This window comes from Parasphingorhabdus sp., assembly GCF_048269915.1.
Classification (GTDB): domain Bacteria; phylum Pseudomonadota; class Alphaproteobacteria; order Sphingomonadales; family Sphingomonadaceae; genus Parasphingorhabdus.
In genome coordinates this window covers 648,388-670,026 of record NZ_JBLWTY010000001.1, presented here as the reverse complement: position 1 = coordinate 670,026, position 21,639 = coordinate 648,388, and the positions used below count along the sequence as shown (strand labels likewise).

Sequence of the window (21,639 nt, the reverse complement as noted above, 5' to 3'; positions counted from 1 at the left end):
ATAAAGACGGCGGTGCTGCAAAGCGCCGCCGTTTTTTTATTGGCCTCAAAGACAAAGTCACCCCGCCGTGCAGCCTGGCCGCCCGGCACAACCGCATTCCCTTGCGAAATCTTTACCGGTTCGTGCTAGAGCGCTGGTAATCGCCACTCACGGAAGCTACCATGCCTGATACCAAAACCGCTCCCATCCTGGTAACCGGGGCCGCCGGGTTCATCGGTCATGCTGTCTCGACCCGGCTGATCGCCCGCGGCGAAACGGTGATCGGACTTGATAATCTGAATGACTATTATGAGCCTGCGCTAAAGGCTGCGCGCCTCACCAATCTCGAGGCGCTGGAGGGCTTCCGCTTTGAACGGATGGACGTATCCGATGCCGATGACGTCAAGACGCTGGTACAAGCCCATGGCGTGCAACGGATCATCCATCTCGCGGCGCAGGCGGGGGTGCGTTACAGCATCGACAATCCATTCGCCTACCAGAAGTCCAATCTGCAGGGCCATTTGGCGCTGCTCGAAGCCAGCCGCCATGCCGACAATTTTCAGCATCTCGTCTATGCTTCCTCCAGCTCGGTCTATGGCGACAAGCCGATGGGCGGGGAAGGGTTTACCGAAGAGGAGCCGGCCACCAACCCGGTTTCCCTTTATGCGGCAACAAAACGCTCCTGTGAATTGATGAGCCAGTCTTATGCCAGGCTCTACGGATTTCCGCAGACCGGTCTGCGCTTCTTCACGGTTTACGGCCCCTGGGGTCGGCCGGACATGGCCTATTTCGGTTTCACCCGGAAAATTCTCGCGGGCGAACCGATCGAGGTTTATGGCGAAGGCAGAATGGCGCGGGATTTCACCTATATCGACGATATCGTCGACGGCATCCTGGGCGCGCTGGATCACCCGCCGGAACCGCATGACCACCGTATTCTCAATATCGGAGACAGCCGCCCCGTCGGCCTGATGGACATGATCAGCGCGCTGGAAGCGGCGCTAGGCATCGAAGCAGAGAAAATCATGCGCCCGATGCAGCCGGGCGATGTCACGTCAACCTATGCCGATGTCTCGAAGCTGCACGCGCTCACCGGCTATGCGCCCAAGGTCATGCTGGAAGACGGATTGACGCGCTTTGTCAGCTGGTATCGCGATTTTTACGGCAATTCGCCGCCGCAAATAATGGAGATGTGATTCAGCGCGTTTCGGCGCGGAGCATGACTTGCCGAGCGACCAGTTTCAGCTGTTCGTTGACTCCCGGATCGGTGCACATACCATCCTTGAACATTCCGCCGGACGCATTGATACCCACACCCAGCGGTGTCGGCCAGCCGCGCAACGAATGGACAATCGACCGCAGCGCCGCGAGCGTACTGCCAACCGCCTGCCAACCATAAGCGGTGACGATCAGGCCAATTGGCAGACCGTCCAGGTAAATACGGTCGTCGTTCGATGTTTCTTCGATATAATCAATAGCGTTTTTGACCAGTCCGGAGACCGTTCCGTGATAGCCCGGACTGGCGATAATCAACCCATCGGCGCGGCGCACCAGCGCAACCAGGTCCTCGCCCGTTTGGTTGAGGCCGGCCGGATCCGAACGATAATGGGGCAGGGCCATCAGCCGGTCCGAACCGAATAGCGCGGTTTCCGCGCCAGCGTCGGCCGCAGCCTGCAACGCGATCGCCAGGGCCTGTTCGGTCGACGACACTGGACTGGTCGTACCACCAAGTCCAAGAATGAAGGGTTTTTTTATCTGATCCACAAGCGTGCCATACCGATGATCGGCTCGAGATTGCAACGCTCTTGTTTCTTAATTGACCGATTAAAAGCGGCGCATTAAGACCGCAAACAAAGACCGGCTTACCAGCCTCCACGTCTTCCCATCAGTTCAAAGGATTTACCTATGCGCCAATTTACCGAAGAACAGCATATGTTCCGCGATGCCTATCGCCGTTTTCTGGCCGATGAAGTTGCGCCGCATATGCCGAAATTCCGTGAAGCCGGGATTGTCGATCGGGAGATATTCAAGAAAGCCGGAGATCAGGGCTTCCTGATGATCTGGCCGGATGAAAAATATGGCGGGATGGGCGATAATGATTTCCGCTACGAGCAGATCATCATCGAGGAAGCGGCGCGGGCCGGATGCCACGAATGGTATGCAACCCTGCACAGCCGTCTGGTCGGGCCCTATTTCCGCAATTTCGGCAACGAGGAACAACGCGAACGCTTCCTGCCAAAATGCGTCAGTGGCGAGACGATATTGGCTGTGGCGATGACCGAACCGGGTGCAGGTAGCGATCTTTCAGGGATGAAGTCGACCGCAAAAGACATGGGCGATCACTATCTGCTCAATGGTTCGAAGACCTATATTTCCAACGGTATCAACGCCGATGTCGTGATTGTCGCGGCCAAGCTGGAAGGGGCCGACAGCAAACATGCGATGGTGCTGCTGATCGTCGAGCGCGGTATGGAAGGCTTTGAACGCGGCCGCAATCTCGACAAGATGGGACAATCGGCCCAGGATACGGCCGAGCTGTTTTTCACCAATGTCATAGTGCCGAAGGAAAATGTTCTGGGCGAGCCCGGCAAGGGTTTTGTCCATCTCATGGAAGGTCTGGCCGAAGAGCGGCTGATCGGCATGGTGCAATATGGCGCATCCGCCCGCCATGCCTTCGACATCACCCGCGACTTTGTCATGGATCGCGACGTATTTGGCAAAAAACTGTCAGATATGCAGAATACGCAGTTCAAAATGGCCGAACTCGACGCCAAGATTGATATGTTCCAGGTCTACATCGATCATTGCGTCGAGCAGCATAACCAGGGCCTGCTGACGTCCAACATGGCCGCCAAGGGTAAGATGATCGGTAGCGAACTCGAGTGGGAAATGGTCGATCTGGGCGTACAAATGCATGGCGGTGCCGGTTATATGAAGGAATATGAAATCTGCCGCATGTTCCTCGATGCGCGAGTCAGCCGGATTTACGCCGGATCGAGCGAAATCATGCGCTATATCGTCGGCCGCGATGTGTTCAGCCAGAAATACCAATCGATCCTCGAATAGTTTATGGTGAAAGCGGAAAAAGGGCACGGCGAGTCGGCGGTGCCAACGTTGACGTTTACGTAAACTGCTTGACTGTGCTGCAGCGCAGCATTAACGATTGCCGAAATCCTTCCACCAGTTCCAACGAGAGGACCCCCAATGACCGAAGCCTTTATTTACGACGCAGTGCGAAGCCCGCGCGGCAAGGGCCGCAGCGATGGCAGCCTGCACGAAATCACCGCTCTCGACCTCGCCGCTCAGGTGCTGGCATCAGTCAATGACCGCAATGGTCTGGAAGGCCATGAAGTAGAAGACATCGCCTTTGGCTGTGTCTCCCCGGTCGGTGAACAGGGTGCGGTAATCAGCCGCATGGCCGCACTAAAGGCAGGCTATGCCGACACGACCTCGGCGATTCAGGTCAACCGTTTTTGCGGCTCCGGTCTGGAAGCGGTGAACATTGCCGCCGGCAAGGTTAAATCCGGAGAAACCGACCTCGCGGTCGGTGGCGGCGTTGAATCCATGTCGCGCGTTCCGATGGGCAGCGACGGTCTCGGCGGCATGGCCGATCCGAGCCTCGTCTTCCAGGAATATTTTGTCCCGCAGGGCATTTCCGCCGATCTGATCGCCACCAAATATGGCTATAGCCGCGACGATGTCGATGCCTATGCGGTCGAAAGCCAGAAGCGCGCCGCCCGGGCGTGGGACGAAAAACGGTTCGCCAAATCCATCCTGCCGATCCGCGACGTGATCGGCGAGGTCGTGCTCGACCATGACGAACTGATGCGGCCTGCAACAGACATGCAGTCACTCGGCGCGCTCGGACCCGCCTTCCAGATGATGGGCGAACAGATGCCCGGTTTTGACGATGTCGCGATTCTGAAGCATCCCGATGTCGAGAAGATCAACCATGTCCACCATGCTGGCAACAGCTCGGGTATCGTCGATGGTTCGGCAGCCGTGCTCGTCGGCAATGAACTGGCAGGCGAGAAATATGGCGTGAAGCCGCGGGCACGGATCGTGTCCATGGCGTCGATCGGATCCGAACCGACGATCATGCTGACCGGCCCGGAATTTGCCGCACAAAAAGCGCTCGACCGCGCTGGCATGACCGCGAAGGATATCGACCTGTGGGAATTGAACGAGGCATTCGCCGCGGTGGTCCTGCGCTTCATGGACGCTATGAACGTCGACCATAGCGTCATGAATGTGAACGGCGGCGCAATCGCCATGGGCCATCCGCTGGGCGCGACCGGTGCGATGATCCTCGGCACGGTGCTCGACGAGCTTGAGCGCTCGGGCAAATCGACCGCGCTTTCGACGCTGTGCATCGGCGGCGGCATGGGTATCGCCACGATCATCGAACGGGTGAACTAATTTTCGTGCTCCGCACTTGATGCGGAGCTCCGGAGGGCTGGCAACCGCCCTCTTGCCAAGGCTCCACATCAAATGCGGGGCACAGGAAGAGACATGAAGGAAAACACATGACCTACGAAACACTTACAGTCGATCTGGACAGCGATGGCATTGCCCTGGTCACCATCGATCTCCCCGGCCAGTCGATGAATGTCTGGAACGAAGCGCTGATCGAAGACTACAAGAAATTTGTCGACGAACTGATCACCAATGACGAGATCAAGGGCGCGGTGATCACATCGGGCAAGGCATCCGGTTTCCTCGCTGGCGCCGATCTCAACATGCTCGGCGGCTCCAAGGCGGACAGCATGGCGGAAGCCTTCGAAAGCGCATGGGAATTGAACGGCATGCTGCGGCGGATGGAAACCGGTGGCAACAGCGCCAAGGACCTGCTCAAGGGCACGGCCCACGCCAAGCCGGTCGCCTGTGCCCTGAACGGCCTTGCGCTGGGCGGTGGTCTCGAACTGGCGCTGGCCTGTCATTATCGTGTTTGCGCCGACAATCCGAAAATCCAGCTTGGCCTGCCCGAAGTGCAGGTCGGCTTGCTGCCCGGCGGTGGCGGTACCCAGCGTCTGCCGCGCCTTGCGGGCCTGCAGGCTGCCGGCATGATGATCATGATGGGCGGCCCGGCCAATCCCCAGGCCGCCAAGGCCCAGGGCTTTATCGACGAAGTCGTCCCTGCCGACGAGGTCGTTGCCAAGGCGAAAGAATGGGTCAAGGCCAATCCCAAGGCATCAGCTCCCTGGGACAAGAAGGGCTGGAAATTCCCTGGTGGTGCCGGATCGATGGATCCCCGCGCCGTACCGCTCTATCTGGGTTCTTCGGCGATGGCGCTGAAACAGAGCAAGGGCAATTTCGAAGCGGTCAAGGCAATCCTGTCCTGCCTCTACGAGGGCTCGATGTTGCCGATCGACACTGCCTTGCGCGTCGAAAGCAAATATTTCACCAAGCTGCTCTCTGGCCCGCAAGCCAAGAATATGATCCGCACCCTGTTCATCAACAAGCAGGCGGCAGAAAAGGGCGCGGCGCGTCCCAAGGACGTTCCGGCTTCCGATATCAAGACGGTTGGCGTTCTCGGTGCCGGCCTGATGGGATCGGGCATCACCCATGTCACGGCCAAGGGCGGGATGAATGTCGTCGTTCTCGATCGCAATATGGAAGAAGCACAAAAGGCGATCGATTACAGCCAGAAGATTGTCGACAAGGGTGTCCAGCGCGGCAAGATGACCAAGGAAAAGGCCGAAGCCTTCATGGCGCGGATCACCCCGACCGACAATTATGATGATCTGAAAGACGTGGACCTGATCATCGAGGCAGTGTTCGAACGGCCCGATGTGAAAGCCGATGTGATCAAGAAAACCGAAGCGGTCATTGGCAAGGATGTGGTCTTTGCCTCCAACACCTCGACCCTGCCGATCACCGGTCTCGCCAAGAACAGCGAACGGCCCGATCAGTTTATCGGCATGCACTTCTTCTCGCCGGTCGAGAAAATGCCGCTGCTGGAAATCATCCCCGGCGCCGAAACCGGCGACAAGGCTCTCGCCGTGGCGCTCGATTACAACGCAAAGATCCGGAAGGTTCCGATCGTCGTCAAGGACGTCCGCGGCTTCTACACCAACCGGGTGTTCCCGCCTTATGCCAATGAAGCCATGCTGATGGTGGCGGAAGGCGTGAAACCGGCACTGATCGAAAATGCCGCAATCGCCATGGGTATGCCGATTGGCCCGCTCGCGGTCGTCGATGAAACCACGCTGCAGCTGGGCTATGATATCATGACGTCAACCAAGGAAGAAATGGGCGACGCTTATGTTCCGAGCGGTACCGAGGACCTGATGGACATCATGGTCAATCAGATCGACCGGCGCGGCCGGCGCTTTGGCGGCGGTTTCTACGAATATGCTGAAGACGGTTCGAAAAAACTATGGCCTGGCCTTGCCGACCATTTCCCGCTGGCGGAAGATCAGCCAGATGTCGAAGAGGTCAAACAACGGCTGATGTTCATCCAGCTGATTGCCACCGCCCAATGTTTCGACGAAGGCGTGGTGTCCGATCCGCAGTCCGCCGATCTCGGCGCGATTTTCGGCTGGGGCTTTGCACCGTGGACCGGCGGTCCAATGAGCCATATCGACACGATGGGTATCGACAATTTTGTCCGCATGGCCGACAATCTCGCACAAAAATATGGCGAGCGGTTCAAGCCACCGATGAGCTTCCGCGAGAAAGCGGACGCGGGTGAAAGCTTTTACAAAGCTGCCTGAACTGAATCAGAATACTTCTGGAAAGAGCTCCTTCGGGGGCTCTTTTTTTGCCTGCTAAGATAGACGTTCTGAAAGTGCATCTACTTTTCTGGTGAGCTGCTCGATCTGCGAAGACAATCGCTCCAAGCCTGTTCGGTCTGTAGCGGCCGCGCTCTGGTTCGTGCCGTAATGGGCCCGAAAAAGCGCCACCATCTGCTCCACAACCGGCTCTTGTTCCCGTGCCTTATGCTCTTTGTTGATCGTCATCTCGATGGACCGCGCGCTATATTCAAGGCTGCCATAAAATATATCACGCGCCTGCCACAATATGGCATCCTCCTTCAACTCCCCACGATCCTGTCCTTGCCGAAACAGTTCATCGAAGACAGCAACATAGTGGCGCAGGTGATCGCGCGACACACTGACTTCGCTATTGTTGCGGCGCAACGCGAAGGTAAGGTTGATGAAGTCCGCGTTCACAATGACCGTGTTCAGATGATATTGTGCCAGCGTGCGCAAACGGTCAAAAAATCCCTCGGCCCGACTCGTTGCCATGACCGCTTGGGCTTCAAGGGTCAGGCCATCCCAAAATTGTTGCAGCACGGCCAGCATCAATTCTGCTTTCGATTGATAATAGCTGTAGATGGTTCCTTCGCCGATACTGGCGCGGCGCGCAATGTCGGATACGCGCGCGCCATCAAAGCCATGCTCGATAAAAACAGACCGCGCAGCATCCAGAATCGCACGTTCCTTGCGCTCCAGCTTGGCCCGCTGGGTTTCCGGATTAACCGCTGTCGTCACGAAAATCTTTCCTTTAATGAGCTTGACTCGAAAATGCCGAATGCTATTCAAATAGCCATAGGAGACTCGACGTGTCAAACAACGAATATTCGGCTATGCTAATTCTCGCAAAGGCTTCTTGAACATGCCCCAGTTCAAATCGAAAATTGTTACCAATTCGGAAAGCTTTGCGCAGAATCGCAAAGACATGCTGGCGCTGATTGATCATTTGCGGACGCTCGAAGAACGCGCTGTGGCCGCATCGGAAAAACGACGACCCACGTTCGAGAAGCGCGGCCAGCTGACTCCCCACGAACGGTTGAAACGCCTGATCGATCCCGGCATGCCCTGGCTGCAATTATATAATATGGCCAATTATATGGTCGAGGATGACAATCCCGACACCAGCATTCCCGGCGGCAGCGTGATTTTGGGCATCGGATTCGTCAAGGGCGTGCGCTGCATGATCTGGGTCGATGACAGCGGGATCCGCGCGGGCGCCGCCACATCGGGCGGCTGGGATGCCAGCAAGGGCGCACAGAAAATGGCGCAGGAACTGAAACTGCCGTTCATCCATCTGGTTGAGAGCGCCGGCGCCAATCTGATGGAATATAAGGTCGAGCTATGGGCTCATGGCGGGATGCTGTTCCGCAATCTTGCCTGGCTCAGCGCAGCGGGTATCCCGACCATGGTGGTACTGCACGGACCATCGACAGCGGGCGGCGCCTATATGCCGGGCATGTCAGACTATGTCATCGGCGTGCGCGACAATGGCATGGCCGCGCTTGGCGGCGCAGCGCTGGTGCATGCAGCCACTGGCGAAGTCGCCGACGATCGGGAACTGGGCGGTAGCGAAATGCACGCCTCGACGACCGGTACGGTAGAATATCTCGCCGACGATGATGCCCATGGCATTGCCATTGCGCGCGAAACGATGGGACGAATCGACTGGAACAAAAATACCAGCCCCATTCGCCGCAATGATTATGAAGAGCCCGTCTATGATATAGACGAGATCGCGGGCGTGGTGCCGACCGACTACACAATCCCCTATGATGTCCGCGAAGTCGCCGCGCGGATCGTCGATGGTTCGGACTTTGAAGAGTTTAAATCGCGCTACGGTCCGGGAACCGTCTGCATGCAGGCAAGCATCATGGGCCATGCCGTCGGCCTGATCGGCAACAACGGTCCGTTCGACCCCGAAGCAGCGGCCAAGGCCACCCATTTCTTCCAGCTCTGCGACCAGTCGCAACTGCCGATCATATTCCTCAACAATACGACTGGCTATATTGTCGGCACCGAGTCAGAGCATAAGGGCATGATCAAGCTGGGCAGCAAGATGATCCAGGCCGTGTCCAATGTAAGGGTACCGAAATTGTCGCTCTATATTGGCGCAAGCTTTGGCGCGGGCAATTACGGGATGAGCGGCGTCGCCTTCGAACCCGATTTCCTGTTCAGCTGGCCCAATGCCAAGACCGGCGTAATGGCGGGCGCCTCGGCGGCCAATACGATGAGCCATGTCGCCCGGGTACAGGCGAAGCGCAAGGGCGTGGAACCCGATGAAGCGATGATCGCGAAACAGGAACAGCGGATCAAGGATATTTTCGAAGCGCAGGAAAGTGCGTTTTTCACCTCCGGCCGGTGCCTTGATCATGGCGTGATCGATCCGCGTGACACCCGCAAGATATTAGGATTCGCGCTGGAAACGATCTTCGAGGCGCAGAACCGGACGCTACACCCCAATGCCTTTGGTGTGGCGCGGATATGACGAATCTGCCGGCTACAGAAACGCTCGAACTCGCGCTTGAACAGGGCTGGCTGACCATCTGGTTCAACCAGCCCGAGAATCGCAACGCGCTCAGCGACGCGCTGGTCGCAGAGCTGGCCGCGGTGCTCACGGATGTGCGCGATGATCGTACGGTGCGCGGGATCACCCTGCGCGGGCGCGGCGGGGTGTTTTGTGCCGGTGCGGATCTCAAGAATTTCAAGGAGAATTTCCAGCAAAGCGGCGACCGCGCGGCCATCATCAAAATGTCGAGCGGCGCGGCGGAGATTTTCGATCTCGTCAACACTGCACCGCAGGTCGTGATCGTGCTGATCGAAGGCGCAGCGATGGCGGGGGGCTTCGGCCTGGCCTGTTGTGCCGATGTCGTGATCTGCGAAAGCGGCGCGCGCTTTGCAATGACCGAAACCGCCATTGGCGTGACGCCAGCGCAGATTTCGCCCTTTGTGATCCAGAAGCTGGGCTATGCCACTGGCCGCCGGTTGATGCTGACCGCCGCGCGTTTCGACGGTGCCGGTGCCCATGAACTGGGCTTTGCCGATTATATCGCCGACGATGTCGCCGGACTCGAGGCTATCGAGATGCAGCTGCGCAAACAGGTACTGGGAACAGCACCGGGTGCGGTCGCTGCGACCAAGCAGCTGCTCGGTCAAATCGCAGGCAAGCCCCGCGAGGAGGTGATCCGTCTCGCTGCTGAAAATTTCGCCGACCGCATGGTCAGCGAGGAGGCCAGGGAAGGCGTCGCCAGCTTCTTTGAAAAACGCAAACCCAATTGGGTTGTCAAGCCGGAACAGGAATAGACAATGACAAGAATCTCCACCCTTCTGGTTGCCAATCGTGGTGAAATTGCCTGCCGGGTCATGCGCACGGCCAAGGCGCAGGGCATGCGTACGGTAGCGGTCTATTCCGACGCAGACGCCGACGCGCCCCATGTCAAAATGGCGGATGACGCGGTTCGGATCGGCCCGGCGCCGGTAAATGAATCCTATCTGCTGGTCGACACGATCATCCAGGCGGCGAAGGACACGGGTGCCGATGCGGTCCATCCGGGCTATGGCTTTCTATCCGAAAACGCGACCTTTTCCAAAGCCTGCGCCGAGGCGGACATCATCTTTGTCGGACCGCCGGAAAAAGCAATCGACGTGATGGGCGACAAGGCTCGCTCGAAACGCGCGATGATTGCAGCGGGTGTGCCCTGCGTGCCCGGTTATCAGGACGATGACCAGTCGGACGACCGGCTGATCTCCGAAGCGAAAAAAATCGGCGTGCCGCTGATGGTCAAGGCCGCAGCGGGTGGCGGTGGCCGCGGCATGCGGCTGGTCCATGATCTTGCCGACGTGCCCAATGCGATCAAGCTGGCCCGGTCCGAGGCGGAAAATGCCTTTGGCAATGGCGAGCTGATCCTCGAAAAGGCGATTATCAAGCCGCGTCACGTCGAAATCCAGGTCTTTGCCGACAGCCACGGCAACACCATCCATCTCGGCGAACGCGACTGTTCGGTGCAGCGGCGACACCAGAAGGTGATCGAGGAAGCCCCCTGTCCGGTAATGACGCCGGAGCTGCGCGAGCAGATGGGCGCAGCAGCGGTAGAGGCGGCAAAAGCGGTCGATTATGTTGGCGCCGGCACGGTGGAATTTCTGCTCGACCAGTCGGGAGCCTTTTATTTTCTGGAAATGAACACCAGGCTGCAGGTCGAACATCCGGTCACCGAAGAAGTCACCGGCCTGGATCTGGTCGCGCTGCAACTGAAAGTTGCGTCAGGCGACTTTCTGGGTCTCGAACAACAGGACATCAGCTTGAGCGGCCATGCGATGGAAGTCCGGCTTTATGCTGAAGACCCGGCCGACGATTTTCTGCCCAGCACCGGACCCGTCCATTTGTGGAAGCCCTCCACGGTGGCGCGAGTCGACAGCGGCATCGAAACCGGCGGCGAGGTATCGCCCTTTTACGATTCGATGGTCGCCAAAATCATTACCCACGGCGCAACCCGCGACGAAGCCAGGCGGCGGATGATCAAGGCCCTGTCGAAAACCGCCCTGTTTGGCCCCAGTACCAACCGCGATTTTCTCATCGATGCGCTGGACCGTCCGGATTTTGTCGACGGTAAAGCGACCACGGCGTTTATCGCCAAAAATTATGGCGAAGACGGTGTGGATCTCGGAACGCATGATTTCACCTCTTATGCGATTGCGGCGGTGCTCCATCACAAGCTGCGGCAACAGGCCGCGCACCGGCTGGCGCTGAACGTTAATCCGGAAATGCTCGACTGGTCCAACACCGGCGCGCTGGAAACCGTCGTGCAATATGCCGATGGCGAAGACGCGCGCACCGTTCATGTCCACGTCGACAGGCCCGGTCATTATCGGGTGAGTGCTGGCGAAGAGCTTGCCGAAGTCATCCTGATCAGCATGACCGGCGACGAGGCGAAATTGCGGGTCGACGGGCGCACGGTCGAAGCCATCTATTATGATGATCACCGTACCCTTCATCTGGCCCTGCCTTCGCGCAGCGTGACGGTCACCGACCTGACCGGAATCAGCGCGATGGAGGACGCCGGTGGGGGCGGCACCGTGGTTGCGCCGATGCACGGACTGTTGCTCGAGATACTGGTCGAAGAAGGCGCCCGGGTTGCCAAGGGTGACAAGCTGGCCGTGCTCGAGGCGATGAAGATGCAGCACGAGATACTGGCGGAAATCGACGGAACGGTCGAAACCATTGCCGCCAGCGCGGGTGTCCAGATCGCGGCAGATGACCTGATACTGGAAATTGCAGCAGATGAGGAAAGCGAAGAGGCCGACGGCTGATCGGTGCCGTTCGTGCTGAGTCTGTCGAAGCACGTTCAACCGCAAGCACCTCTTCGACAGGCTCAGGGCAAACGGTAAAAGGAGAGACCCGATGACCAACAAAATATGCGACATGCTGGGAATCGAATTCCCCCTGATCGCCTTCTCCCATTGCCGCGATGTTGTGGCCGCCGTCTCCCGCGCCGGTGGCATGGGTGTCTTCGGCGGCGTCAATTGCTCTCCGGAAACGCTGGAGGAAGAACTCAGCTGGATCGACGATCATGTCGATGGCAAACCTTATGGTCTCGATATCATCGTCCCCAACAAGGTCGAGGGCAAGGGCGAGCAGCTCGATCCCGAAACCGTGCTCGCTTCCATTCCGGAAGGCCATAAGCAATTTACCAACGAGATATTGCAGCGCCACGGTGTCGACGTCGGGCGGATATCGGGCGATATCGAAGCGGTGCGCCGGGAGCAGGTTGCTTCCACAGAGAATCTGCGCGGTGGAACGGCAGCGGCGATTCTTGATGTTGCTTTTCGCCATCCGATCGGGCTGGTTGCCAATGCGTTGGGCGTTCCACCACCGGTGATGCTGGAGATGGGCAAACAACACGGCGTGCCGGTGGCTGCGCTGATCGGGACAAAAGAACATGCAATGAACCAAGTCGCCGCCGGCGTCGATATCATCGTCGCAGTCGGCGGCGAGGCCGGTGGCCATACCGGCGAGATATCCACGATGGTCCTGATTCCTGAGGTTTGCAACGCGCTGGCCGCTATGGGCGATGATACACCGGTGCTCGCCGCTGGCGGCATTGCTACCGGTACCCAGATGGCTGCAGCCATGTCGATGGGCGCGAGCGGGGTCTGGTGCGGATCGGTGTGGCTGACCACGGTGGAGGCGGAAACCAATCCGGTGGTGAAAGAAAAAATGCTCGCCGCAAGCTCGCGCGATACGGTGCGGGCACGCTCGCGCACCGGCAAGCCCTCGCGGCAGTTGCGTTCCCCCTGGACCGATGCCTGGCAGGCGGAAGGCGCGCCAACACCGCTGCCGATGCCATTGCAGTCGCTGGTCGCCGAGCCACCGCTACGAGTGCTCGACAAGCTCAGCCAGGGCGATAGTCAGGGCGCGAAGGATCTTGCCACCTATTGGGTTGGTCAGGGCGTCGGACTGATGAACGAACAGATGACAGCAGGACAGGTGGTACAGGGATTCAAGGAAGATTTCCTGGCGGCTTACGAGAGGCTCGCTGCCAATTTGGGTGAATTATAATCTCCTACCAATGTCCAACTTCTCAAGACAAGCACCGGTGAGACGCAGAATCTAGCCAGAATCGAAATAGCGCCCTTAACAACGATAAACCAGTTCACCCGATTCTCCGCCCCGCAATCGGCCCTCATCGCCATTTGGTTGCGTAAAGCTGCAATCCGGCTATTCTCCAAAGAAAATAGCAGGAGAGAATCGCATGACTTGGCAGATGGCCGATATCTGGGAAAATATAGCTGCGGCAATACCCGACAAGCCTGCGATTATCGATGGTGCAAAACGCTATAGCTGGGCAGAATATGACAATCGCGCCGCCCGGCTTGCACAATTGCTGGCTGATCATGGTCTCGAACCCGGCGCGAAGCTCTCAATCTATTCCTATAATTCGGCAGAATATATGGAATCCCAATTTGGTGCCTTCAAAGCACGCGTCTGCCCAGTCAATGTCAACTACCGCTATCTTGAAGCGGAACTGACGCATGTCATCAACAATAGCGATAGCGAAGCCCTGATCTTTCAGGCCCAATTCGCTCCACGCGTGGCCGCGATTCGGGATCAGCTTGAAAAGGTCAAACTGTTCCTCGAAATCGACGATGGATCGGGCGAGCATTTGCCGGATGCGCTATCCTATGAAGAGACTCTCCAAAGCACCGAACCGATGCCGGTGATCGAACGGTCGGACGATGATCTTTATATGCTTTATACCGGCGGTACGACCGGCATGCCCAAGGGCGTGATGTATGATCACAAGTCTTTTGCCAGTGCGTTGCTTGCCAAAGGGTTTGAAATGCGGATGTTGGAGCCGCCAACCGACGCCGCCAGCTTTGGACCGCTTGTACAGCAACTGCACGCTATGGGCGCAGCATCGCGCTCCATCCCCGCCTGCCCGTTGATGCATGGCACCGGCATGTGGATTGGCGCGATGATTCCGCACAGCCTGGGCGGCTGTGTGATATTGTTCGACAACAGCCATTTTGATCCGGGGGCGCTCTGGCAACTGGCGGAAGATGAAAAGGCGACCGACATCACCATCGTCGGCGATGTCTTTGCCAAGCCAATGCTGGCGGCTCTGGACGATGCCAAAGCGGGCGGAAAATCTTATGATTTGTCGTCGCTGCTGATGATGGGATCCTCCGGGGTTATGTGGTCCACCGAGGTCAAGCGCGGTCTTCTGGAACATTTGCCGCAGATGGCGATTGTCGACAGCATGGGATCGACGGAAGGCAGCATGGGCAGTTCCATCACCACGATAGAAAATATCAATAGCGACCAGACGGCAAAGTTCGAGATGAACGCAACGACAAAAGTTCTGACCGAGGAGGGCAGGCCCGTGGCGCCCGGTTCTGGCGAAATGGGCCTGATCTGCAACGGCGGGATGGTGCCGCTGGGCTATTACAAGGATGAAGCTAAAAGCGCTGCGACGTTCAAGACCTTCGACGGTGTCCGCTATTCTATCCCCGGCGACTTTGCGACAGTCGAGGCAGATGGCTCGATCACTTTGCTTGGCCGGGGTTCCGCCTGTATCAACAGCGGCGGCGAGAAAATCTTCCCGGAAGAAGTGGAAGAGGCGCTCAAAACCCATGATTCTGTCTATGATTGTCTGGTTGTCGGCCTTCCCGATGACCGCTTTGGCCAGAAAGTGACGGCGGTCCTCTCTCTGGTGGAAGGTGCCCGGTTCGATGAAACCGCGCTCAGCGAGCACGTCCGCTCGAAGCTGGCGGCCTATAAGGCCCCGCGTGCCATAATATTGGTCGACGAGGTCCCGCGCGCGGCCAATGGCAAGGCGGGATATAAGGCGGCCAAGGAGATCGCTCTGCAGCGGCTGCAAGTGCCGGCTTGAATTCGGTCCGCTTTCCGCAGCGCAACCATTGACGGATCGCTCCTGACTCCCGCATGGACGGCGGGTGATAGTCCAGCTCCTTCATAATCCGGCCTCGGGCACATATGACGGGTTCCGGCTGGACGTTCTTTCCCGCGCGTTTCAGGCGTGCGGTGCGATCGTGCGACAAGGACAAACCGAGAGAAACGGGCAATTTGAAATTTTACCCGAATGCGACCTTGTCTGCCTTTCCGGCGGCGACGGCGCGTTGCGACTGGTTGTCGCATCAATAGTCCGAGCGAAATTGTCAAAGCCATTATGTGTATTTCCCGCCGGTACGGCCAATCTCGTCGCAAAGGAGCTCGGCTATTCCGGTGATCCGGAAATATTCGCGCGCGAGATTATGGCGGGGTTTCTCGAAAAAAAGGCCGCGCGGCTTATAGCGCCGTTGATAACGAGCGATGATCAGCCTTTCGTGGCCTGCCTCAGCGCCGGTCCGGACGGGCTGGCGGTAGCCGGGCATAGTCCTGCGCTGAAGAAACGGATCGGCGGCCCGGCCTATGCCTGGTCGATGGTCCGGCTGCTCGGACATTGGCCGAAACTGCGCTATAATCTGGTCGTCGAGGCTCCCGATGGACGGATAGATCATCTGTCCAGCAGCGCCTTCTATGTCGTCAAGGCCCATCATTATGCCGGCAGATGGACCCTGGCCCCGGAGGCTAGTCTGGCGTCGGACAGGTTTCATGTCGTCTCGCTGACCAGTGCACGACGCCGGGATTTCTTCCGGTTCATCGCGCAGGTTGCGCTCGGCCACGATCCGGCGCGGCTTGATTTCGTTCAATCCCTGGCGGCGCGCAGTCTGACGATAATCGCGGAGGATGAACCGTCCCGGCAGGCCGCTTTTCAAGTGGATGGCGATACGCTGGCGACGCAACCACAGGACATCAGGATGACGAAACGGGCAATCACATATTGCCTGCCGATTCAGGAATAGGGCCGTTCGTCAGGCCGCCTGGCAATGCGCCGCTATCAGATCGACCATCTCCGGCAATTTGCTGGGTGGCAGATCATGGCCCATGCCCGAAACCAGTTCGAAACGCGCATCATTGATATTGGCGGCAATGTCCTGACCGCAGGCGAAGGGGATCAACGGATCGTCGGCACCATGAACGACCATCGTCGGCACGGTGATCCGCTTGGCGACCGGTCGTAAATTCCCGGTGTCGATGATCGCTGCCATTTGCCGCTTCGGGCCCGGTGGATAGAAGGACCGTTCCTGTGCCAGCTTCATCATGGCCTTGCGTTCTTCCGGGCGATTCCGCCCTTCTTCCGAAGCAATGAGCGACGAAAAGGCCAGTCCCAGTTCCAGCGCTTCGTCCGGTGTGCGTGCTTTTGCCCGCGCCGTTTGCAACAGCACTCTGCGTACATCGGCACTCGCTCCGGGAAGACCCGGACCATTGGTTGACGACATCACCGGCGTGAAAGACAACACCCGGTCCGCATGATCTGCGGCGATCAGTTGTCCAATCATCCCGCCCATCGACGCGCCGACAATATGGGCCTGCTCGATCTTGAGAGCGTCGAGAACGCCGACCGCGTCCCTTGCCATATCACTCAGATTATAGGGTGCCATTTGCCGCTTCGGAAAAAAACGCTTGGCGATCATCTGCCGGATCGGATGCGGCGCCCGCACACCGTCGAACTTATAGGATAGCCCCACATCGCGATTGTCAAAAGTGACAACCCGGAAACCTTTTTTTACCAGCCCGTTGATGAAATCCATCGGCCAATAGACCAGCTGCGCCGTGTAACCCATGACCAGCAGGATAGCAGGATTCTCAGGATTTCCGTGATCCTCTGCCTCAATATTAATGCCATTGGCCATGACTTGCATGGATCGCTCCTGATCTGCTCGTAAGTAAGATCAGTAACAGAAAGAACCGACGTTACAAGAACGGCGCTTTCGCCGGAGCAGAGCCCGGTTTTCCCGTCAATCCGCTCCGCGAGCCCTCCGAAAACCCGCGCCAGTTGCGCCGCACGACTTTTTGAGACGAACCGAATCAATATGGCGGTGATCATAATAAGGTTGGCGGGACCTTCGTGATTGCGACGACCGACGCTATGACGTCATGATATGATCTTGATTTTAAAGGATTATTTAACATTCTTGTTGTGGAAATCGGCCGGAAACGGCCGGGCCCGGCCGGCTCACTCAAGCTTAAATATGCTCGCCAGTGAGGCGCTGACAAATCAGGTCGAGTTGGTCGAGATTGGCATATTCGATAGACATGGCGCCACCCTGCCCATTCGAATGGATATTGACTCTAAGCCCAAGCAAATCACCGAGATGTGTTTCCAGCGCCTGGATGTCGGCATCTGTTTCGGACATCTGAGCCGGTTTTTTTGTCGACTGGGGCTTGTCGCCGGCCAGCGATTTTCGGACCAGGCGCTCGACATCGCGTACCGACAATCCCTGTTTGACAATTTGTGGTGCCAGTTCTTCTGCATGGGGTGCATTGATCAATGCGCGGGCATGACCCATCGACAGTTTTTCATCGACAACCAGCGCTTTCACACTGCTCGGCAATTCGAGCAACCGCATCAAATTGGCGATGTGGCTCCGCGATTTTCCGACAATATCGGCCAACCGTGACTGGCTATGCCCGAAATCCAGACTGAGCTTGGCATAGGCTTCCGCTTCCTCGATGACGTTGAGGTCCTTGCGCTGGACATTCTCGACAATCGCGATTTCAAGCGTTTCTTCGTCATTGAGATGGCGGACAACCGCCGGGATCTGGTGCAAACGGGCACGTTGGGCCGCCCGCCACCGCCGCTCGCCAGCGACAATCTGAAAATTCTTGCCATGCGGTCGCACAACAATCGGCTGTATCACCCCCCGTTGCCGCATGCTCTCAGCCAGCTCGTCAAGCGCGTTGGTATCAAAGGTCTGGCGCGGCTGATCGGGATTGGGCCGGATATCGGAAACTGCAATAGAGCGCAGGCCATCAATCGCCGACGTCGTCGACGCCGGTACCGGTCGACCGTCGTCCGTTTCGGCTGATCCATCGGTTACAATCGGCTCTTCCCGCTGGATATCTCCGAACAGGCTATTCAGCCCCCTGCCGAGCCCGGTTGCCCGCTTGGCCGGTTTTCTATTCTTCTCATTCAATGCGTCATCGTCAGCCATCACGCCGCGACCTTTCTATCCGGCAGTCGCGCGATCAGCTCGCGAGCGAGATCAATATAGGCGACGGACCCGGTACAGCGATAATCATAGATCAGCGCGGGAAGACCGTGACTCGGTGCTTCGGAAAGCCGGACATTGCGGGGAATAACGGTTTCAAAAACCACATCACCCAGACAGGCCCGGACATCGTCCGACACCTGTTCGGTCAATTTGTTGCGGCGATCATACATGGTCAGAACGACGCCCATGACGGAAAGCTGACGATTGAATCGAGCCCGAATGCGTTCGACGGTTTGCAGCAACTGGCTGAGACCTTCGAGAGCAAAAAACTCGCATTGTAGCGGCACCAGCAAGGATTCCACCGCCACCATGGCGTTGAGCGTCAACAGTCCGAGCGACGGCGGACAATCGATCAGACAAATATCCCAATGCCCATTATCTGCGGCATCAAGGGCCTTTTTGAGACGGTGGGTTCGCTCTTCAAACTCGACCAGCTCGACTTCAGCACCAGACAAGTCAACGGTAGCAGGAACAATTTCCAGCCCCGGAACCTGGGTTTGATGGATACATTCGGCGAGCGACACATCATTGATCAGCAGATCATAGCTGCTGTTGATCCGCTCTCCCTGAGAAAGCCCAAGCCCGGTAGAGGCGTTTCCTTGCGGATCAAGATCAATTAGCAGCACTTTCCAGCCAGTTGCAGCCAAGGCTGTAGCCATGTTTATTGCTGTTGTTGTCTTGCCGACCCCGCCTTTTTGATTGGCTATTGCGATACGCACCATGTTCAGCTCAACCCTAAAAATAGGTTTCTAGCCCTTTCCCACCAATATTCCGGCATCCGGGTCGGTCAAACTATGTTCCACGTGGAACATTTTTTGCCGTTTTGGCGACAGGCCTTTAAGCTCCCTTACCGCATTTTTGCCCTTTGGTAATAGCCAAACCGTATTTTCTGTGGAAAACCGGTGCGAAAGTGCGATGAGCCGATCCAGCGGTGCAAAGGCGCGGGCGCTAATCACATCAGCGGAAAAGCTTTCAATATTCTCCAGTCGGTCGGCAATGACAAAAGCATGGTCGCCGATGCCGGTCTGATCGATCACATGATTCAAAAAAATGCAGCGGCGTTTCCGCGATTCCACCATATGCACTTGGTAGCGACTTAATATCGCAATCACCATACCCGGAAAGCCGGCCCCTGTCCCGAGATCCAGCCATATGCCGTTGTTTTTTGTGGTCGGAGCCAGACGCAATAGCTGGGCGCTATCAACGATATGGCGTGCCCATAAATTATCCGCACTGGCCTTGGAAATCAGATTTTGATGCTGCATTTCCTCTCGGAGCAAGGATATGAACAGTTCAAGCCGCTGCCATGTTTCACGTGAAACATCAAATTCCGCGCGCAGCCACGCCTGCGCCTCTTCTTCTGTCATGCGGCCAAATTCCGGCTGTCCCGGCGGCGGGCATGCACCAATATGGCGGCCAGGGCAGCGGGGGTTATCCCTCTGATCCGCGACGCAGCGGCCAATGTTTCCGGCCGCGCCATGTCGAGACGCTCGACCATTTCATTGGAAAGCCCGGCGATAGCGCCATAATCTAGATCATCACCAAGACGGACCTGCTCGTTGGCGCGAAGGTCACGCAATTCCGATTCCTGACGTTCGAGATAGGGCGCATAGCGAGCATCCTCCTCGATTTCCGCCATCAGCGCCGGATCGCAAGACTTCAAAGATGTTTCCAATTCTTCCAATGACGCGATTGAGATATTGGGGAAGCGCAGCCAGTTGAACAGGCTTTGCCTGGTCCCGTCACGTCGGACATTAATCCCTGCCTTCACCAGCGCTTCACTGGAATGCACAGCATCAAGCGCGTTCAGGATCGCGTCGCGCGAACGCTGGCGCTCGCTAAACCAAGCCGCCCTCTCCTCCGATACGCATCCCAATGTCATCGCCATAGGGGTCAAACGAGTAGACGCATTGTCGGCCCGCAAGCGAAGCCGATATTCGGCGCGGGCGGTAAGCATGCGATAGGGCTCTGTGACCCCTTGCAGCACAAGATCGTCGATCATCACCGCCATATAGCTGGTGCCACGATCCATGGCTGGCAGCGCTTTTTCCTGTACTGCACAGGCCGCACCGATCCCGGCGATGAGTCCCTGGGCGGCGGCTTCTTCATAGCCCGTGGTGCCATTGATCTGTCCAGCGCAATAAAGCCCCTCGAGATCGCGTATCTTTAGCGAACGGTCGAGAGCCCGGGGGTCGATATGATCATATTCAACCGCGTAACCGGGCACCACGATCTCCGCCTTCTCAAGACCATCCATGGTGCGCACGAAATCCAGCTGCACATCGGCAGGCAGCGATGTGCTGATTCCGTTCGGATAGACGAGATTTGTATCAAGGCCTTCAGGCTCCAGAAACACCTGATGCGAATCCCGGTCGGCGAAGCGATGAATCTTGTCCTCGATCGACGGACAATAACGCGGTCCCCGCGCATCAATTGCACCGCTGAACAGCGGCGAACGATCGAGCGATCCGCGGATGATGTCGTGAGTCTTTGCCGTGGTCCGGCTGACGGCGCAGAAAATCTGCGGCACTGTCCGGCCTTTGGATAACGGCGACATCGTCCAATCTTCGCCATCCGAGGGCTGTTCGGGTAAGGCCGCCCAATTGATCGTCCGGCCATCGAGACGCGGCGGTGTTCCGGTTTTGAGACGCGCTATCGGTAGTCCGGCATCGCGGATTTGTTGTCCAAGCGATACCGAAGCGGCCTCCCCTGTTCGTCCGCCCGCAACGGTTTCTTCGCCGCGAAACAGCTTGCCGTTCAAGAATGTTCCGGTGGCCAAAATGACGGCCTTCGCGATGACCTCAGAACCGTCGGCAAGCCGTATTCCTGAAATCCGGTTTTCCGAGAGGAGCAGGCTAGCGACTTCACCTTCAACAATGGTCAGCTCATCCTGCGCATCGAGCATGCGGTGGATCGCCGCTTTGTAGAGCGTGCGATCGGCCTGAACCCGCGGCCCCTGCACGGCGGTTCCCTTGGACAGATTCAGCATGCGATAGTGAATCGCGGCCGCATCGGCGGCGCGTCCGATCAATCCGTCAAACGCATCAACCTCGCGCACCAGATGGCCCTTGCCGAGCCCTCCAATTGCCGGGTTGCAGGACATCGCCCCGATACTATCGCGCGAAAAGCTGACCAATGCGGTCGGTACGCCCATGCGGGCCGCAACAGCCGCAGCCTCGCAACCGGCATGGCCTCCGCCCACCACAATGATGTCAAATGATCGCGTCATGCTGCGGCCCATAGCCGAAGCGGGTTTGCAGGTCAAAATCTACCGTAGCGCGAAAGCTGT

The 21,639-nt window shown here is 57.7% G+C and carries 17 protein-coding genes; 10 read left to right on the top strand and 7 right to left on the bottom strand.

The window, feature by feature from the left end:
- Positions 1 to 161: 161 nt before the first annotated feature.
- Positions 162 to 1,175, top strand: coding sequence for an SDR family NAD(P)-dependent oxidoreductase (locus tag ACN0WX_RS03160; protein ID WP_417620819.1), 1,014 nt, complete (start codon positions 162 to 164; stop codon positions 1,173 to 1,175).
- A gap of 1 nt (position 1,176) precedes the next feature.
- On the opposite strand, the gene ACN0WX_RS03155 is transcribed toward ACN0WX_RS03160, so the two are convergent.
- Positions 1,177 to 1,743, bottom strand: coding sequence for an NADPH-dependent FMN reductase (locus tag ACN0WX_RS03155; RefSeq protein ID WP_417620818.1), 567 nt, complete (start codon positions 1,741 to 1,743; stop codon positions 1,177 to 1,179).
- A 141-nt stretch (positions 1,744 to 1,884) separates the two neighbouring features.
- Between ACN0WX_RS03155 and ACN0WX_RS03150 the strand changes: the two genes are divergently transcribed.
- The 3 genes from ACN0WX_RS03150 to ACN0WX_RS03140 all read left to right on the top strand — a co-directional run bounded on the left by ACN0WX_RS03150 (position 1,885) and on the right by ACN0WX_RS03140 (position 6,695).
- Positions 1,885 to 3,045 carry an acyl-CoA dehydrogenase family protein gene (locus ACN0WX_RS03150; protein ID WP_417620817.1) on the top strand — a complete coding sequence of 387 codons (1,161 nt, stop codon included), beginning with the start codon at positions 1,885 to 1,887 and terminating at the stop codon, positions 3,043 to 3,045.
- A gap of 138 nt (positions 3,046 to 3,183) precedes the next feature.
- Entirely contained in the window at positions 3,184 to 4,398 is a 1,215-nt protein-coding gene (locus ACN0WX_RS03145) for an acetyl-CoA C-acetyltransferase (protein WP_417620816.1), read from the top strand.
- 107 nt (positions 4,399 to 4,505) lie between these two features.
- Entirely contained in the window at positions 4,506 to 6,695 is a 2,190-nt protein-coding gene (locus ACN0WX_RS03140) for a 3-hydroxyacyl-CoA dehydrogenase NAD-binding domain-containing protein (protein WP_417620815.1), read from the top strand.
- Positions 6,696 to 6,749: 54 nt separating this feature from the next.
- Here ACN0WX_RS03140 and ACN0WX_RS03135 read toward each other — a convergent pair whose 3' ends face one another.
- Positions 6,750 to 7,475 carry a TetR/AcrR family transcriptional regulator gene (locus ACN0WX_RS03135; RefSeq protein ID WP_417620814.1) on the bottom strand — a complete coding sequence of 242 codons (726 nt, stop codon included), beginning with the start codon at positions 7,473 to 7,475 and terminating at the stop codon, positions 6,750 to 6,752.
- A gap of 124 nt (positions 7,476 to 7,599) precedes the next feature.
- Between ACN0WX_RS03135 and ACN0WX_RS03130 the strand changes: the two genes are divergently transcribed.
- The 6 genes from ACN0WX_RS03130 to ACN0WX_RS03105 all read left to right on the top strand — a co-directional run bounded on the left by ACN0WX_RS03130 (position 7,600) and on the right by ACN0WX_RS03105 (position 16,097).
- Positions 7,600 to 9,222, top strand: a complete 1,623-nt coding sequence (locus ACN0WX_RS03130) for an acyl-CoA carboxylase subunit beta (RefSeq protein ID WP_417620813.1) — start codon at positions 7,600 to 7,602, stop codon at positions 9,220 to 9,222.
- Positions 9,219 to 10,037 (top strand): enoyl-CoA hydratase/isomerase family protein, encoded by an 819-nt coding sequence (locus ACN0WX_RS03125; RefSeq protein ID WP_417620812.1) that lies wholly within the window; start codon positions 9,219 to 9,221, stop codon positions 10,035 to 10,037. Before ACN0WX_RS03130 ends, ACN0WX_RS03125 begins: the two co-directional genes overlap by 4 nt.
- Before the next feature lie 3 nt (positions 10,038 to 10,040).
- Positions 10,041 to 12,041, top strand: a complete 2,001-nt coding sequence (locus tag ACN0WX_RS03120; protein WP_417620811.1) for an acetyl/propionyl/methylcrotonyl-CoA carboxylase subunit alpha — start codon at positions 10,041 to 10,043, stop codon at positions 12,039 to 12,041.
- Positions 12,042 to 12,132: 91 nt separating this feature from the next.
- Positions 12,133 to 13,290 (top strand): NAD(P)H-dependent flavin oxidoreductase, encoded by a 1,158-nt coding sequence (locus ACN0WX_RS03115; protein ID WP_417620810.1) that lies wholly within the window; start codon positions 12,133 to 12,135, stop codon positions 13,288 to 13,290.
- Positions 13,291 to 13,483: 193 nt separating this feature from the next.
- On the top strand, positions 13,484 to 15,124 hold the full coding sequence (locus ACN0WX_RS03110; protein WP_417620809.1) for an acyl-CoA synthetase: 1,641 nt from the start codon (positions 13,484 to 13,486) through the stop codon (positions 15,122 to 15,124).
- A 64-nt stretch (positions 15,125 to 15,188) separates the two neighbouring features.
- Positions 15,189 to 16,097, top strand: coding sequence for a diacylglycerol/lipid kinase family protein (locus ACN0WX_RS03105; protein WP_417620808.1), 909 nt, complete (start codon positions 15,189 to 15,191; stop codon positions 16,095 to 16,097).
- 9 nt (positions 16,098 to 16,106) lie between these two features.
- On the opposite strand, the gene ACN0WX_RS03100 is transcribed toward ACN0WX_RS03105, so the two are convergent.
- The 5 genes from ACN0WX_RS03100 to mnmG all read right to left on the bottom strand — a co-directional run bounded on the left by ACN0WX_RS03100 (position 16,107) and on the right by mnmG (position 21,579).
- Positions 16,107 to 16,997, bottom strand: a complete 891-nt coding sequence (locus ACN0WX_RS03100; RefSeq protein WP_417620807.1) for an alpha/beta fold hydrolase — start codon at positions 16,995 to 16,997, stop codon at positions 16,107 to 16,109.
- Between the two features lie 324 nt (positions 16,998 to 17,321).
- Positions 17,322 to 18,290 (bottom strand): ParB/RepB/Spo0J family partition protein, encoded by a 969-nt coding sequence (locus tag ACN0WX_RS03095; RefSeq protein ID WP_417620806.1) that lies wholly within the window; start codon positions 18,288 to 18,290, stop codon positions 17,322 to 17,324.
- A complete protein-coding gene (locus ACN0WX_RS03090) occupies positions 18,290 to 19,072 on the bottom strand; it encodes a ParA family protein (RefSeq protein WP_417620805.1) in 783 nt (260 codons plus the stop codon). The genes ACN0WX_RS03095 and ACN0WX_RS03090 overlap by 1 nt, the downstream gene beginning before the upstream one ends.
- Positions 19,073 to 19,099: 27 nt before the next feature.
- A complete protein-coding gene (gene rsmG, locus ACN0WX_RS03085; RefSeq protein WP_417620804.1) occupies positions 19,100 to 19,717 on the bottom strand; it encodes a 16S rRNA (guanine(527)-N(7))-methyltransferase RsmG in 618 nt (205 codons plus the stop codon).
- Positions 19,714 to 21,579: a tRNA uridine-5-carboxymethylaminomethyl(34) synthesis enzyme MnmG gene (mnmG, locus tag ACN0WX_RS03080; RefSeq protein ID WP_417620803.1), complete on the bottom strand. Its 1,866-nt coding sequence runs from the start codon at positions 21,577 to 21,579 to the stop codon at positions 19,714 to 19,716. Before mnmG ends, rsmG begins: the two co-directional genes overlap by 4 nt.
- Positions 21,580 to 21,639: the final 60 nt, after the last annotated feature.